The sequence below is a fragment of the Paenalicyclobacillus ferrooxydans genome (genome assembly GCF_001399675.1).
GTDB classification, from domain to species: domain Bacteria; phylum Bacillota; class Bacilli; order Alicyclobacillales; family Alicyclobacillaceae; genus Alicyclobacillus_B; species Alicyclobacillus_B ferrooxydans.
Genome location: NZ_LJCO01000092.1, coordinates 1 through 14,886, shown reverse-complemented (window position 1 = coordinate 14,886; position 14,886 = coordinate 1). Strand labels below are relative to the sequence as shown.

The following is a 14,886-nucleotide window of genomic DNA, read 5'->3' as shown; positions in this document are numbered from 1 at the left end:
TTTTGCCTCCAGCTTCCTCCAGATCCCACCTCACGGTCGGCACCCTTGCTCTTGGCTAGCGGTTGGTAACAGCCAACCTCCGCAGCGGACTTGCACCGCCAAGTTATCGCCCATGCCGGGCGCACCACACAAAGGGCGGACGTTTATCGTCCGCCCTGTATCCTGTGGTGTGCCTGCCGTCACGGGGCAGGTTGTATCGATGGCTTAAACCACTGGAGTGGTCGTGCAGGTTGTGGTGTAGCCAGGCACGAGCAAGAAGAACAGTACGAAAATGATCAAAAACACAACCGCCCAACGTGTATAACCTCCGAAGACACCGTACATGAACACTCACTCCTTTTTTATTTCTCAGGTGCGTGAGCACCCTTTACACTCCCTAATAGATGCAAGCGGAGGAAAAAGGGCTATGGATATGTGTCCCGAATTTCCGCTCTGAGGTCAACATTTGGGCAAGTGTCCGCAAAGGAGCCTGTCGTATTTCAAATTCTGAGAGATCGTGTATGATGGTGTTAATGTATGCCATACCCTTGTACATCCATGGAGGTGTCGTATGCAACAGGTGGTGGTCATCGGATGCGGACGCGTCGGGACGACGATGGCACTCGCCCTTATGTCGGCTGGTTACGACGTAACGGCAGGGCTCGCCCGTCAGTCAGACTCCCCTTCCGCCTTGCAGTTCGCAGGCGCGACAGGGGTAGGTGTGTTCCATCTGAAGTCCGAAGAAGCCATCTTCCGTGGGCGCAGCGCTGACGTTATCTTTATCACCACGCCCGACAAGGCTGTGACAGAAACTGCACAGACCTTAGTTGAGCAAGACATGGTGCATGAAGGTCAGGTTGTGATTCATACCTCTGGAGCGCTCACGAGCGACGCACTCGCCCCCGTCCGCAGCAAGGGAGCCACTGCCCTCAGTCTCCATCCCCTTCAAACCATCGCTGCAGCGACTGTCGGTCAATCTATACTGAAAGGTGCGTACTGCACCCTTGAGGGCGATCCATCAGCAGTGGAAGTCGGGAACACACTCGTCCGTGTATGGGGCGGGATCCCAGCCATCATTGATGCATCGCTTCGGCCGAGGTATCATGCCGCCGCTGTACTAGCATCTAATGCGGTTGTCGCGCTGGCCGCTGTCGCGGCACAGCTTTCTGGTCTTCCGGATGGACTTCAGGCACTGCTTCCGTTGTTAAAAGGCGCCGTCAAAAACCTCGAGACGCTAGGCTTGCCGAATGCACTGACCGGCCCAGTCGAACGGGGCGATGTACTGACCGTACAAGCGCACATGGCAGCATTACAGCACAACCCCACCGCGCAATTGGTGTACGCCGCAATGGGTAAAGCGACAGCAGACCTTGCACAAGAGAAGGGTACGTTATCGCATCCCATGTGGCAATCGTTCACTGCCTTGTTTATGGACCAAGCCCGGGAATCTCTGCCTACGGATGACGCACACTAAGTCATCCATGGCATCATATTCCTGGTTTCGGCAGTGACATGATGGTCCTTATTCCTTATGGGGGGTATGTCACATGAAGACGATTACGGTAAAAACGCTGCTTAAAATGAAGGAGTCGGGACAGCGGATCGCGATGATGACCGCCTACGATTACCCGACAGCTAAGCTCTTAGACCAAGCAGGACTACACGTCCTCCTCATCGGCGATTCCCTCGGTATGGTGGTACAGGGCAATGCCACAACAGTGCCCGTCACCCTTGATGACATTGTGTACCACACACGCATGGTCGTACGAGGCGCCGAACACCCTCTGATAGTTTCCGACATGCCGTTTCTCACCACACATGGAGCCCATGAAGATGTGCTTGCAAAGGCAGGCCGGCTGATGCAGGAAGGCGGGGCACACGCAGTCAAGATTGAAGGCGGCAAGGAGCTCGCTCCTGTCGTCGCACGGTTAGTAGCGGCTGGCATCCCAGTTATGGGGCACATCGGCTTGATGCCGCAGACCGTTCACGCGCTTGGCGGGTTTAGCGTGCAAGGCAGGACCGTCGAAGCCGCCGAGCGGATGTTGGAAGATGCCAGAGCCCTCGAAGCTGCTGGTGCCTTTGCCATTGTCCTCGAAATGGTTCCTGCGGAGGTGGCCGAGTGGATCTCCGGAAGTCTGCGCATTCCAACCATAGGAATTGGCGCAGGGGCAGGATGCGATGGCCAGGTGCTTGTCTTTCACGACGCGATGGGCTTCACGTCGGGTTATATTCCAAAACACAACAAGGCTTACGCCACTTTGGCGGATACAATCGTCTCTGCAGCCCGAAACTACGTTCAGGAAGTCACTGACGGGTTTTTTCCAAGCGAGGCTCAGACGGTTCACCTCAAAGCCGAAGAGCTGGATAAACTCAACAGCTCAGCAGCGCAAGGAGACTAAGCACCTGCCGCACAGGACAAATACGGGCACGGCCTCAGACCGCGGTTATCGGTGGAAAAGCATTGTGGTGATAAGGACTGGTGAAACGGTATGCAAACGATAAAAACCATCGCTGAACTGCGCACTATCATTCAATCTGCGCGTACAGCCGGAAAATCTGTTGGTTATGTGGCTACGATGGGATTCCTGCATGAAGGCCACATGCATTTAGTACGTGCTGCACGTTCCGAGCACGATGTAGTTGTTGCCAGCATTTTCGTCAATCCACTGCAATTTGGTCCAGGTGAAGATTATGAGGATTACCCTCGTGATTTGGCGAAGGATCAAGCATTACTAGAACAAAATGGATGCGATGTATTATTTGCTCCGTCCGTTGAAGAGATGTACCCGCAACCAATGGCCACCTTTGTTGAAGTACCAGAATTGTCTACCGGGTTGTGCGGGCGAAGTCGCCCCACCCACTTTCGCGGTGTGGCAACCGTCGTCTGTAAGTTGTTCAATATCGTACAACCGGATGCAGCGTATTTTGGTCAGAAGGACGGCCAACAGGTGGCCGTCATTCGCCGTATGGTGGCAGACTTGAACATTCCTGTCCGGATTGTCGCGGTACCGATTGTGCGGGAGGACGACGGACTTGCACGAAGTTCAAGAAATATCTACCTGACCGACGAACATCGGTTGCATGCAACGGTATTGCACAGGGCACTCGAAACTGCGGTCGACGCCATCTCCTCCGGTGAACGGTCCGGAAGTACTGTGGCGCGCTTGATGGCGGAGCAGATTTCGTCTGAACCTGGTGTGAAACTCGATTACGCGGAAGTGGTAAACGCAACCTCGTTGGAGCCTGTTGAGGATCTGCAGGGCGATATCATGCTTGCCGTTGCAGCATATGTGGGCAAAGCACGGCTGATTGACAATGTGCCGCTCACCGTCGAGAGTGCTGTTGTAAGCGTGTGACAAGTCACTGTCAGGTTCAGTATGTTTGCATCATAGGCAGACCTTGACAGCGCAATAAAGCGAAAGGCAGTCACTACAGCAACATTTCCATGACGAAAATGGCAGCTGACATTGTCTGCTGCCATTTTACGTTGCGATGACTTTTGGAAACAGGTATACTCCTTCAGGATAGTACAGAGGAGGCATTAACATGCTGATTGTCGGGATCGCCGGCGGGACAGGCTCAGGCAAAACAACGGTTGCGAGAGCGGTCTTTGACGCCATCGGCGTCGAGTACGTGACGCTCATCTCACAGGACGCTTATTACAAAAACCATGCCTTCCTGTCCTTTGAGGACCGAGCGCATCTCAATTACGATCACCCGGAGTCTTTTGACAACGATCTGCTCGTAGCGCAGCTTGCGCAACTGCGAGCTGGTCAGGCTATTGAAATGCCCGTTTATGATTTTACAACCCACTCGCGAAGACCTGAAACCATTCACGTCCCAGCGAAACCTGTGATTGTCCTTGAGGGCATACATGTCCTCGTTGATGCGTCCATTCGCGACATGCTTGACATCAAGGTCTTTGTGGATACCGACCCTGACGTACGTGTTCTGCGTCGTGTTGTTCGGGACATTCAAGAACGTGGTCGAACCATTGAATCCGTGTACGATCAGTATCTAAACACCGTTAAACCGATGCACGATGCGTTCATTGAACCATCGAAGCGTTATGCGGACTTAATTATCCCAGAAGGCGGCGAGAATAAAATCGCCATTAGTCTCTTGACCACGCGTCTCTCCAGTTTCTTGGCTGAACCGATTCGATAAACTTCTGACGGTGCCGGATCGCTTGCGTCCAAGATTCGTCTCCTTAGAGACTGAGTGAGTCTTGTACGCCTTGCCCAAGATCCGGTTTGGCTGTCACAACTCGGTATGCAGCCATCGCCACCACGAACAAAAGTCCCGTGACAAGCATAATCAATGTGGGATGCACGAACTTGGCAATTGCCCCGTACACCCAGTTGGCCAGCGACATCAAGCCGGCAGCCAAAACAAAATAAACACTGGTTACACGCCCGCGTACCCGCTCTTCGGTCAGCTCCTGTACCATTGCACCAGTGATGGTCATAAACATGGCCTGCGATGCCCCCACTAGAAGGATAGCGATAATTGCGATTGTGCGTGTCGAACTCAAGCCAAGGAAGGCGAGTGATAAGCCGCTGAGCAGACCACTGGCCCAAAAGAGCATCCGTCGAAACTGTGAGCTGCGAACCCCGGCGAGCCACAGTGTCGCGAAGATGGCCCCAAGTCCAACCATGCTCATGAGCAGCCCATAAAAACTCGAAGGGGCCAACAGTTGATTTTGCACAAATCCCGGTAACATCCCCATAAATGCCATGGTCAAACTACAGTGCAGCCCGACGAGGATAATGATGCCGTAAATCTGCCGGTTGCGTCGAATGTAGCTGAATCCTTCTCGAAGTGAATGGAAAAAACCGAATTGTGGACTAGACGGTTTCAAGGTTTCCTCTGCCTTCGGTGTTGATAGTGCGATTACAAACCAGATAGCTAAAACAAACATGACAGCACCAAAAATGTACACTGCCTGCGGTCCCCACAAAGCGAGTAGCGGGCTAGCCGCAAACGGTCCTATAAACTCTGTTCCCCGCTGCCCTACTGCCTGAAGTGAGTACGCGTTGTACAACTCTGTCCGTGGCACGAGACCGGGGAGAATTGCGTTAATGGCGACACTGATCGTACTTGACGCCAACCCAAACAAGAGGGCCAAGACCACCATCCCGCTTGGTGCCAGTACACCCGCAATTGATGTTACAGTCAGTGTAAGCAACGTCAGAATGACCAATGCGATAGAGATTAAGATCAACTGTCGCCGCTCCAGTTTGTCAGCTAAAACACCGACAAGCGGGGCTCCAATCAGGTTCGGCACCATCGAAGCAAACATAATAGCACCGGACCAAAAGGTACTGTGCGTCAGAGAAAAAACCTGGGAAGTCACTCCAAGCGTGAATGACCAGGATGCGGTGTTTACCAGCGCTACGATAACCCATAAAAATCGATAGTCTCGATAGCGAAACGAATGAAATAAATCCAGTACACGGTTTTTCAAGGCAGGTTCCTCCCTGCAGTCACTGGCTCAAAGGACAGGACCGGTTCGCACAGTCTGCTCACAATGCGTCTATCCAAAGAATACCCAACAGGGTATATGACTGACAACTGTCATATTTTGCTGAAAGGTCAACGCTGAAGGTCTAAGAAGTGCTTGAGGATACGAGCGGTGAGTCCCCAGATAACCCAACCGTCCATCTGAAAGAAATACTGTCGCTGAACAGCGGTTCGCCATTTGTAGTTACGTCCATTCGGAATCAAATGGTACGGGAAGTCTTCTGGGAACTCCGGTTTTAAAGGGATGTCGTAGACATCCGGATCAAACATCAGGAGACGATTGCAGGACAGAGAAAACACTTCGGCAACCTCGTCAGGATTCGGATTGAGCCGAACACCTTGCCGGATCAAGCCGACAAACGGGTACACCAGGAGACTCGAGCCCGCCGGCAACACATCGAGTGCACCAACCAACTCAATATCTGAGACGGAAACCCCCAGTTCCTCACTCGCTTCACGAATCGCGGCGTCTGCCTCACTGTTGTCTGATGGTTCAATATGTCCACCAGGGAAAGAGATCTCACCGGGTTGACGTCGAAGGGTCTTTGCACGGTGCTCAAACAGCACTTCGAGCTCACCGTGTGCATTCGGTTGCAAGGTCACCAATACGGCGGTTTTTCTAGCATCTATATATCCGAGTAGACCTTGCTTCCTGGCAGCGAGCGTCTGTCGAATTGCCTGCACGTGCGAAGCCCACTGGTTCGAATCCGTTGATGGCATCCGGTCTTCCATATCATGCACTGTCCTCTGCTCGCCTCCTCGTTCTGGGAAGTCGATTGGGCTGACTGATGTCAGTAACCAACCAGCGACACCCCATAAACACAACTGAATCAAATACCTGTTAAGATGTCTATACCTGTATCTGTATCTGATACCTCTACTTTGACCGTTCTGGCATCTGATAGGCAGCAGAAGTCACCCAATCCGCTGGAATAGCCGTGGTTTCCCATTGATCGGCAGGGAAAAATTGGTGACGTTCCTTGAAATATGTGTCCATCATGGCCCGTGCGATTGGGGCAGCAATATCCGAACCATAACCGCCTCCAGGTACCATAACTGCAACAGCAATCTGAGGATTGTTGTATGGTGCATAGGCGATGAACACGGAGTTGTCTAGACCACCGCCCAACTGTGCAGTCCCTGTCTTACCCGCCGCTTTGTAGGGTGCATTTTGGAACGCGTAATAGCCTGTACCCATTGGGTTGTTGATGACCCCGTACATGCCGCGCTGAACGATTCTCATGTAGGACGGCGGGATGTGAAGGTCATCTTGCACATGTGTACTGAAGACCTGAATCGGCTTGTCCTTTGGTGTCAGCCGTTGCTGCATGTTTGGCGTGTACACAGCCTCCAGCAAATGAGGTTGCAGGCGGATCCCGTTATTGGCGATGGTCGCTGTATACTGTGCCAACTCAATTGGTGTGAACAGTTGAGACTGTCCAATCCCTGCAAACGCCAAGTCAATCGGTGTACCCTGATTTTTGTACTTCCCCGTCTTCTTCATCGTCTGCTCGGCCTCGTCCAAGTTGTAAGGGACTTTAGCAAAGTTCTTATCAACGTAAAACACACCCGGGTTTTCATGCGGAAGGTCGATCCCGGTCATTGCGCCGAGGCCAAACCGTCGTTCGCCCTCGAAGAGGGCATTCAAGCCCCTGATGAAATCCGTATGCAGCCAAGAAGTATAACTCATGCCAGCAGGCTGCCCACCGCCGTTCGATGATCCACTGCCGAGCCACCTTCCGAGTTGCAGCCCCACATGGTAGAAAAATGCATCACACGACACGGTGATGGCGTAACTCGGTGAGACGATGCCGTGATTGCCATCGTCATGGATCTCGGACGATCCGATTTCAGTCACATAGTGATCAATGAACTGCGTGTAGGGTGATACCACTCCGTGCTGTAACGCGGTCAAAAGGTTGGCCGGCTTGACGGTGGAACCCGGCGGCTCAGGACCTCGAATCGCCGTATTGTACTGAACGAACGACTTCTGTAGGTACTTCTGGTGTGCGCCCAACTGATTGGGAAACCAATTGGGATCGAGATAAGGATAACTGACCATTGCCAGTACGCCGCCAGTCTTTACATCCAACATGACAGCCGATGCATTTTGGATCGTGGAGTTATTCTTCGAACCCCGGATTTGCTGCAAAATAAAGTTCTGCGTAAATGCCTGAAGATGCCCATCTAAAGTGAGTTTCAGGTACTTGCCCGGTGTTGGGGGCGGATCAAAACCCAGTTGTTTGATGGGCATGCCACTGGCACTGATCTGCACGACCTGCTCCCCGATCTTGCCTTGCAGCAGAGACTCGTATTGCTGCTCAATCCCGTCTTCCCCCACCTTCTGGTTCGGCTGATACCCAAGCTTTTGGTACATTTCCAGCGTTTGCGGCGTAATGGCTCCGGTGAAGCCAAGTACCTTGCCAGCGAGATCGCCTTGTGGATAGGTGCGCTGCGAATCGAGTACAACAGTCACGCCCGGCAGGTCGTGCTGGTTTTCAATCACAAAAGAGACTTGGTTGTCCGATACGTTCCGGAACAGCAGAGCGGATGCGAGCTGCTTATCCTGTTGCATTTGCTGATAGAGCTGATCTGCTGGCACACGGAATACCGGTGCGAGGAGTTTTGACATGCTCTGATAATCCTGTGTTACATGCGGGATCTGTGTCAGATAAACATTGTAAGACGGCTTGTCATACGCCAGGAGGTTCCCATGGGTATCGTAAATGTAACCGCGGGCCGGCAGAACGGCGACCTGACTCAGTGAAGTCGTTGTCGCCTGCGCGCGAAAATATTCACCGTGAGCGATTTGCAAGTAACCTGCGCGTAAAATCAGGGACGTAAAAGAGACGAAAATCAGTCCATAAACGACCTTCACGCGCACTGTATGAGAACGTTTTTCCGGGTGCATTACCTGTCCTTCAGCCGGAGCAGCCTCTTGACTTGGCCTTTTGCGTCGTTTTTTCCTCACTTTAGGCGCCTCCTCCGTCATTGTCCAGTCGGAACACAGTGCTTATCATGCCACTCCAGCAGGAAGACAATGACAAGGCTGAGGAGGTATTCCCACAAGGTGTCCGGTGATGACGGAGAGAGGACCTTAGCTTTTTGTCAGTGCGATGACGATCACGATGCCTCACACGATGCCCGTGTCGGTACAGACACAAACTACGTCAGCTTGACGGCAAACAGTATCAAGCCGTCGGCTGAACGGACAGGCTCTTCAGCGTCAGCCACAGAATTTCCGGATGGCTGGTGTTTGGACTTGCGGAGACATCAGCAGTCAGAGACAGATGAAAGACACTGCCCTGAACACGGAGCATGGTATCAGCAGTCACCCGTTCGAGATGGTCCCCAGATTGCATATCGAGTGTCAGAGACAGCGGATCGACAAACGTGACACTGGACATCGGAGCCCCGAAAAGTGGATTTGTCTTCACTGAAGAGACCGGGAGATTGCCAAACAGGGTCTGAAGGTCAGTGCTCTTCTTCTGCACGGAAGCGTGGAGGTACGCTTCGAACAGCTGCACCATGGTATTCGTTACCTGCAATGGGACACTGCTCTCCGTAAACGACATCGAGGGTTGGTTGTCATACTGCAGTGTGCCAAGCGGCAACGAATTTTCATCCAGCAACAATCCTTCGGCCTGCATGTTGGAAGGCACCTTTGCCCTGACCTGCAGCCTTGTAAGAAACGTGCTCGGGACCGTAGTCGCCTGGCTCACTGCTGTGCCGCTTGTCCCGCTGATGGTCGGGCCTGCAATTCGAACCAACTTGGCATACACGAGGTATCTTTTTGGTGTTAGATACAAGGCATCAAGCGGATAACAGGATTCAAGGATCAACTCAGACTGTGCCGTGTTTGGCAGTGTCGTTCCGGTATGCACAATCTCGTGCCCGGTTACGGCATATACGTAAGTCCCTGTCTCTAGTGACACCGACACGGTGTCGCCTGTTTTGAGTTCATCGACGTGACGAAACCAGGTCGCGTTGTGCGCTGCCAAAACGGTGATCCCCGGTTGCCCTGGCATTGCGCTGTCACTTAAGTGGCCGACCGCTGTATTTAAAACCGTATCATCGGTCCCCTGCACGACGGGGGCCTTCAGTTGCAAACGAGGAATGACCACGAGTCCCATCAAAGTGTGTTGCGTCGGGATGGCGAGTGGAATGGTACTCACCAGAACAGGTGCCGGTTGTTGTCCGGATTGGGGGTTTGAGTTGCTCTTCGCTGAACCTCCAGAACCGTGGAACTGGAACTGGCCCGAAACCTGATTGCTTGCGCCGGACCCTGATGTGTTTCCGGATGCCCTACTGCCGCTGCCGACCATGGCAGCGGCTTGACGAGTTAAACGTTGTCCTGTGATGTAGTTGTTCAGATAGAAAGCGGGGATCCGGAGCAGACCGACAACCCCCGCCGCCATCATTGCCACTCCGACCCAAAAAACCGCCTTACGCGTTTTCACGGATTACGCCTTATTTCCTGCTTTTCTTCTGGTCATCCAAACCAACCCTGCTCCAGCGAGCAGTAAACCTGCCGCAAACGAACCTTCCTGCAGGAATGGCAGACCAGTCACCGGTTTCGTCACGCCAGTCACCGGAGCCTTGGCGGGCGCCAAAACGACAAAGTCACCGCTTTGATTGGCCGGGATTACAGCTTGTCCAGCTGTCACTTTAGCCTCTGGGACAGCGACCAATTGTCCATTCGCGGTCACTTGATAGACCGCCCCTGCCGCGGGGATGGCTGGATTCGCCAAGGTCAGCTTGTAGGACCCGGAGAACTTCGTGCCTGACATGAAGTTGAGACCTTCCTCCGCAACCACTTGCATGTGAGCCGGCGCTAAATTCATGAGAGATGCTGCAGGCTGACTCGTGACGTCTACCTCTGTTCCCTGATTCACGGTACCTTGTGGGACGGACAGCGTGACGTTCGTTCCATAGAGGCTTCCACTCACTGTGCCTCCTGCCGGTGTTACAGAGCCTGCCAAGAGGGACGTCGCCCCTGCCGATGAGTTCATTTTGGACAGGTTCGCAAGGTCAGGAAGCAGAGCTGTCTCGCCAATCTGCGCAAGCACACCTTGGCCCGCCAGTGTTGGGTGCACATCCCCTTCCGCGATTCGAACAAATGTCGTTTGCTGACCGGCAAACGCCTTGTGCGCATCGACCACAGTGACGTTCGGAACGCTTGCAGAAACCTGCGCAATCAGACCGTTTTCCACTGCCTCTAACTGCTCAGTGACCGTATTGACGCCGGTGCCGGGTGGGAACGGATCGTACAAGTTATACAACAAGATTGGCGCATTGGTCATCTTCCGCACACCAGCCACAATCTTCGTGATATTGCCGCCAAACGTAGTGATCGCCTGCTGAAATGCGGCTTGCTGCTGCTGTGTGAGTTGAATCGGTGCCGTTGGGTTGGCCTGTGCCTGTTGAAGCAATGGGCCTGACAAATGCAGCAGGTCGTTGCTGCCAATATCAATTACCACGACATTTGCTGATTGAATCACCCGGTCAAAGTTTGCGCTGGATAGTGCATTCAGTAAGTCGGTCGACGTCCATCCGGGAATCCCAAGATCGCTGACTTTCATGTGGTCCGCTTTACCAATCAGGTATGGGTACGCCGATTGGGAAGGAACAGAATTGTGGTTTGTATCCGGCAAGTTATATCCGAACGTAATCGAGTCTCCCAGCGCCACCAACATGGGCGCTTTCGTTGCCGAATTGGCTGTGCTCGATGCAGAGCCTGTAGCTGCGAGCGCCATCGGTGCAGAGGCCAGTCCGACTGCAGAGAGTGTAGCAGCGGCCGCCAGTCCAGACAGCGCTTTCTTAATCCGATTGTCCATACTCTTCCTCCCAACTCACTATCCCGCTTTATCATGTCCATCATACTACGAAAACTTCTAATAATGTAAATAAGAGATGGGAGATAAATGATGTGAGACAAACGTTATTCAAACAGCATCTTGTACATGCCGGCAGCATCTTGTACGTGCCGGGCGAACACAAAGACGCGCTCCATAGAGAGCGCGTCAGGGAGCAGCGTTAGAGAGCGCGTCGAATCGGAACAAAGTCGGTCAAGCAGGCGGAACAGGTCTGACGGGTACAGCCCTGTTAGAGATGATGAACGGTCAGTTCACTGCGAACCAGGAAGCGTAAATTGATGCCGACTTGGCCAAGGCCCTTTGAAATGTAAATCAGTCCTTGGGGTAATTGATGCAGTCCTTTATAGACTCCAAGTTTGGGTAACTCGCCCATCGGTTTCAACCAGTACAGTCCGGGCACGTTAAACTGTTTCCCGTGCAAATGACCTGCCATCAGGTAATCAAAGTGAAGTGGTGGAATATTTAACACGACGTTAGGATCATGGGTGATGACAACCACTTTTGCATTAACCGGAACACCAGCAAAAGCTTCCTTCACTCGACTGTGTCGTGTTGTGAAATCATCCACCCCAACCAGCCAAAATCCGTCCATTTCGACAGCCTGATTCCGGAGCAGTGTCACGCCATACTGATTAAGCAGAGAGACCAGTCCATCGATTCGGCGAAGTCGGTAGTCGTGATTTCCAAGCACCGCGTACATCGGCACACCCGTCTCTGCGACGGCAGTCAGGTAACGCTCAACGCGTTTTAGCTTGCGATCCGTTGTGAGAAAGTCTCCGGTCCACATCACGTAGTCAACATGGTTCCTGCGGACCGTGTTGGCCACCGTGCTTGGTGAGATGCGCAGCATCTCAACATGAATGTCGGTGATCTGAAGCATTCGCTTACCGATTCCAAGGCCCAGATGTACTTGCTGCACGTCGAGCCACTGAGTGGGCAGAACAGATGTCACGTAAAAGGCTGCAACTACAGCCAGCACCCCGGACAAAACAACCACCAAAGCATCCCCTTTCACTATACCTAGTGTAACATCATGCCCTTTCTCTACATACGCAAGTTGCATATCGTTATAATAGAAAGAAAAGTAGGCGAGAATGACGATGATGGGGCGATCTGGTCAAACCTATCCATCACTGCTAAGGAGGGAGATAAACATGGCATTCAAACGAGACCCTTTCGACGACCCATTTACAACCCGCACTCGAGCGACATTTTCCCTGCCTGCGTTATGGAATACGTACAAAGCTGAATTCGTATTTGTCGGTGCGCTTGTCATCGCCTTGCTGCTTGGCGGTTACATCACCCACCCCGGTCTCCACCTGGCTGGTGCCACCGTCCTCCTGGATTTGATCACGTGGCGCAGAATACGTCGGCTGACCATACCTTTGCTTATTCTTGTCGTCGTCATGAATCTAATTGCCTTTGTTGTCATTCTGGTGGGGCGGGATCCCGCCGAACTTTGGCTCTCTGGAGTCTACGGACTCTATGCTATCTTATTACTTTTGTTGCGGCGTCAAACGTGATTATGAAACAGGTGGGGTGATGGAATGCGTTGGAAGGTTCTAGGAATCGCGGTGTTTGCACTCGTCATCGCATGGTTTACACTCGTTAATGCAAGAACTGTCTCTGTTGATTTTCTATTTGTCACGGCCAAGACGAGTCTTGTATTGGTCATATTGATTTCTGTCTTGCTAGGTATGTGCCTTATGGCCGTACTGTGGTCAGCACGAGCTTGGAAGATGCGCCGTGTGACCAAATCACTCAAACAGGAATTGGCAGCTCGTGAAAAGGAACTCGCTGCTGCCCACGAGGAACTCGCGGATCTGCATCACCAGCTTGGACTTGAAGCTGAGGAAACTGCTAACGAAACCGCCTCGGAAGCATCCGGAACGGGAGAGTCGACCAGTCCAAGCCAAAACCAACACAGGCCTTCCACCGAAGATCACGCCGCCATGGAAACAAAGGAGGGCTGGAAATGACCGATTTTGGTGATATCATCACTGACATTCATACGCACGTCTTGCCTGGTGTAGACGACGGGCCAACGAGTCTTGAGGATGCCGTGCGCTTAATTCAAGCGCACCATGAAGCAGGGACGGATCGTGTTTTTTGCACGTCCCACCTCGGGAGCCCCCATTTTGACAACACATCCAAAGCGCTATCCTTGGCCTTCTCTAGTCTCTTTACCAGAATTTCAGGTTCCTCGAACAACAGCGTGCCTGGTAATTATATCCATTATGTAAATAAGCAGATAAATGACTGGGCAAATGAACATATAAGTAACCTGGCAAGTGACCTGGTAAGTGACCTGGTCATCCCGAACCAAGATACCCCTGGGCAGGCCGGCAGGTCTGACGAGGCTGCCCCGGCGCTGGCTGACGCCGACGAAAAAACCTTAACCATTGCTATGGGTGCAGAGATGCGGGTTAACCAACAGCTCACGGACCTGTTGTTGCGAGACGAAGTTACGGCGTTAGGGAACACTTCCTATGTACTCCTTGAATACCCAAACAGTCAACTGAACGAACGCATGCTCGATGTCGTCCATGAGTTACACGTTCGTGGATATCGAACGATCATGGCTCATCCCGAGCGCAGTATTATCATCCAGAAGGACCCAGCATGGGTAGATACGCTGTTGGAAGCCGGATTACTGTTGCAGTTAACCGCACAGTGCCTGGAAAAGACACCTTCAGCGAGAACCCACCCAGCTGATAGATTGGCGTGGCATATCCTTGAACGCGGAGCGGCAGCCGTGATAGCGTCAGATGCCCACGACCCCCATTATCGGCCGCCCGGACTCCTCAAAGCCTACGAAACCATCTCCGAACGCCTAGGCTCCGAAGTGTCTGATGCGCTGATTGCCAATGCAAATGCCATTTGGGACAACCAACCGATATCTGCTGTCGCGGTTCCAAAGCGCAAACGTGGTTTGTTTGGGAAGTTGTTATAACAACAAAGTCGCTCGAAGCGACTTAACGGATCGCCAATACCTCAGCTTGGTCGCTGTCAGCGACTAAGCATGCCCAATTGGCCCCGAGTCACGTGGGCTTAGTCGGCGACACCGACTTATGTCGCAAAAAATGAGGCGTTAAGTCGCTCGGAGCGACTTAACGGATCGCCAATACCTCAGCTTAGTCGCTGTCAGCGACTAAGCATGCCCAATTGGTCCCTAGTCGCGTGAGCTTAGTCGGCGACACCCACTAACGTTGCATTAAATAGTCGTTGGGGTGTCAAGGTCATCCCAAGGCATAGCATCGGCATGTAGTTGGAACATTCAGTCAGATTAACTGACGGTGTATGGGCTAAAAGGATAACACCCCTTAGGCAGATAGCCTACATTCCATATTTTGGCGTATTTAGACTGGGTCGTACTCCAGATCATCCAAGTGTTCAATATCTCCGTCTACGTACTGCTGCAGCGTCTGGGAGAAGATTTGTGCGTGTTTCATCTTTTTCCGCCCAGGCGAACTGCGGCTCGGTGGTCTGTTTAAGCAGCGTAGAAATA

At 52.6% G+C, this 14,886-nt stretch carries 14 protein-coding genes; 8 read left to right on the top strand and 6 right to left on the bottom strand.

From position 1 onward, the window contains the following. From AN477_RS25320 to udk, 5 genes are all read left to right on the top strand, one after another. Nucleotides 1–208: hypothetical protein (locus AN477_RS25320; RefSeq protein ID WP_211266044.1), on the top strand; the 208-nt coding region annotated here is incomplete at its 5' end. Between the two features lie 342 nt (nucleotides 209–550). Next, complete coding sequence (locus AN477_RS20695) at nucleotides 551–1,453, top strand: Rossmann-like and DUF2520 domain-containing protein (RefSeq protein ID WP_054971085.1); 903 nt, start codon at nucleotides 551–553, stop codon at nucleotides 1,451–1,453. Between the two features lie 73 nt (nucleotides 1,454–1,526). After that, entirely contained in the window at nucleotides 1,527–2,378 is an 852-nt protein-coding gene (panB, locus tag AN477_RS20690) for a 3-methyl-2-oxobutanoate hydroxymethyltransferase (protein WP_054971084.1), read from the top strand. Nucleotides 2,379–2,468: 90 nt separating this feature from the next. Beyond that, complete coding sequence (gene panC / locus AN477_RS20685) at nucleotides 2,469–3,335, top strand: pantoate--beta-alanine ligase (protein ID WP_054971083.1); 867 nt, start codon at nucleotides 2,469–2,471, stop codon at nucleotides 3,333–3,335. A 190-nt stretch (nucleotides 3,336–3,525) separates the two neighbouring features. Beyond that, nucleotides 3,526–4,146 (top strand): uridine kinase, encoded by a 621-nt coding sequence (gene udk / locus AN477_RS20680; protein ID WP_054971082.1) that lies wholly within the window; start codon nucleotides 3,526–3,528, stop codon nucleotides 4,144–4,146. A 43-nt stretch (nucleotides 4,147–4,189) separates the two neighbouring features. Here udk and AN477_RS20675 read toward each other — a convergent pair whose 3' ends face one another. The 6 genes from AN477_RS20675 to AN477_RS20650 all read right to left on the bottom strand — a co-directional run bounded on the left by AN477_RS20675 (nucleotide 4,190) and on the right by AN477_RS20650 (nucleotide 12,375). Continuing rightward, nucleotides 4,190–5,446 carry an MFS transporter gene (locus AN477_RS20675; RefSeq protein WP_054971081.1) on the bottom strand — a complete coding sequence of 419 codons (1,257 nt, stop codon included), beginning with the start codon at nucleotides 5,444–5,446 and terminating at the stop codon, nucleotides 4,190–4,192. A 128-nt stretch (nucleotides 5,447–5,574) separates the two neighbouring features. After that, the gene (locus tag AN477_RS20670; RefSeq protein ID WP_245631916.1) at nucleotides 5,575–6,234 is read right to left on the bottom strand and encodes an NUDIX hydrolase; all 660 of its coding nucleotides are present in this window, start codon (nucleotides 6,232–6,234) and stop codon (nucleotides 5,575–5,577) included. A gap of 145 nt (nucleotides 6,235–6,379) precedes the next feature. Then, complete coding sequence (locus AN477_RS20665) at nucleotides 6,380–8,473, bottom strand: peptidoglycan D,D-transpeptidase FtsI family protein (RefSeq protein WP_245631915.1); 2,094 nt, start codon at nucleotides 8,471–8,473, stop codon at nucleotides 6,380–6,382. A gap of 220 nt (nucleotides 8,474–8,693) precedes the next feature. Further along, nucleotides 8,694–9,962, bottom strand: a complete 1,269-nt coding sequence (locus AN477_RS20660) for a class D sortase (RefSeq protein WP_083486531.1) — start codon at nucleotides 9,960–9,962, stop codon at nucleotides 8,694–8,696. Nucleotides 9,963–9,965: 3 nt separating this feature from the next. Continuing rightward, a complete protein-coding gene (locus tag AN477_RS20655; protein WP_054971079.1) occupies nucleotides 9,966–11,339 on the bottom strand; it encodes an SGNH/GDSL hydrolase family protein in 1,374 nt (457 codons plus the stop codon). A gap of 268 nt (nucleotides 11,340–11,607) precedes the next feature. Next, complete coding sequence (locus tag AN477_RS20650) at nucleotides 11,608–12,375, bottom strand: metallophosphoesterase (RefSeq protein WP_054971078.1); 768 nt, start codon at nucleotides 12,373–12,375, stop codon at nucleotides 11,608–11,610. A gap of 157 nt (nucleotides 12,376–12,532) precedes the next feature. Here AN477_RS20650 and AN477_RS20645 point away from each other — a divergent pair, with 157 nt between their 5' ends. From AN477_RS20645 to AN477_RS20635, 3 genes are read left to right on the top strand one after another with little or no spacing between them, the layout of a single operon-like run. Then, on the top strand, nucleotides 12,533–12,901 hold the full coding sequence (locus tag AN477_RS20645; RefSeq protein WP_054971077.1) for a hypothetical protein: 369 nt from the start codon (nucleotides 12,533–12,535) through the stop codon (nucleotides 12,899–12,901). Nucleotides 12,902–12,925: 24 nt separating this feature from the next. After that, on the top strand, nucleotides 12,926–13,357 hold the full coding sequence (locus AN477_RS20640; protein WP_054971076.1) for a LapA family protein: 432 nt from the start codon (nucleotides 12,926–12,928) through the stop codon (nucleotides 13,355–13,357). Next, complete coding sequence (locus tag AN477_RS20635) at nucleotides 13,354–14,331, top strand: CpsB/CapC family capsule biosynthesis tyrosine phosphatase (protein WP_054971075.1); 978 nt, start codon at nucleotides 13,354–13,356, stop codon at nucleotides 14,329–14,331. The genes AN477_RS20640 and AN477_RS20635 overlap by 4 nt, the downstream gene beginning before the upstream one ends. Nucleotides 14,332–14,886: the final 555 nt, after the last annotated feature.

What these genes read in the sequence shown, in the direction of transcription:
- AN477_RS20670 (WP_245631916.1), bottom strand. Translation starts at nt 6,234, where the DNA reads ATGGAAGACCGGATGCCATCAACGGATTCGAACCAGTGGGCTTCGCAC.
- AN477_RS20655 (WP_054971079.1), bottom strand. Translation starts at nt 11,339, where the DNA reads ATGGACAATCGGATTAAGAAAGCGCTGTCTGGACTGGCGGCCGCTGCT.
- panC (WP_054971083.1), top strand. Translation starts at nt 2,469, where the DNA reads ATGCAAACGATAAAAACCATCGCTGAACTGCGCACTATCATTCAATCT.
- AN477_RS20695 (WP_054971085.1), top strand. Translation starts at nt 551, where the DNA reads ATGCAACAGGTGGTGGTCATCGGATGCGGACGCGTCGGGACGACGATG.
- panB (WP_054971084.1), top strand. Translation starts at nt 1,527, where the DNA reads ATGAAGACGATTACGGTAAAAACGCTGCTTAAAATGAAGGAGTCGGGA.
- AN477_RS20635 (WP_054971075.1), top strand. Translation starts at nt 13,354, where the DNA reads ATGACCGATTTTGGTGATATCATCACTGACATTCATACGCACGTCTTG.
- AN477_RS20645 (WP_054971077.1), top strand. Translation starts at nt 12,533, where the DNA reads ATGGCATTCAAACGAGACCCTTTCGACGACCCATTTACAACCCGCACT.
- AN477_RS20640 (WP_054971076.1), top strand. Translation starts at nt 12,926, where the DNA reads ATGCGTTGGAAGGTTCTAGGAATCGCGGTGTTTGCACTCGTCATCGCA.
- udk (WP_054971082.1), top strand. Translation starts at nt 3,526, where the DNA reads ATGCTGATTGTCGGGATCGCCGGCGGGACAGGCTCAGGCAAAACAACG.